General features: G+C 35.2%; 1 protein-coding gene. It reads right to left on the bottom strand.

Annotated elements, in window-relative coordinates; all coding sequences use genetic code 11:
- Positions 1–195: 195 nt before the first annotated feature.
- On the bottom strand, positions 196–321 hold a 126-nt coding region (locus SCA31_RS22835), incomplete at its 5' end, for a LuxR C-terminal-related transcriptional regulator (RefSeq protein ID WP_410699328.1).

Genomic DNA, 321 nt, shown 5'->3' with positions numbered 1-321 from the left:
CTGGATGCCAATGCAGTACTTCCAAGTGCAGATTCAGAATTGGTAATTAACCTTTATATAGACGGAGAAATTGCAAAGACTGACAAGAAGAAAGGAGCTGGTCCAATGGTAGCTTCAATTGATTATAGCTTCTTAGAATTATAAGTTACATTCACTACATAAAAAAAGACCGCTTTTAAAGCGGTCTTTTTGTGTTTATATTTCAATCATATGGTACTGAACTGCCAGATGAATAAGCTCTGTAGAGTTTTTTGCCTGAAATTTCTGAATAAGATTTTTCCTATGAGTATCTACCGTCAGAGGACTGAGGAATAATTCATC

Source organism: Chryseobacterium sp. SIMBA_028 (assembly GCF_046535285.1).
Taxonomy (GTDB): domain Bacteria; phylum Bacteroidota; class Bacteroidia; order Flavobacteriales; family Weeksellaceae; genus Chryseobacterium.
This window is presented reverse-complemented; position numbering and strand designations above follow the sequence as displayed.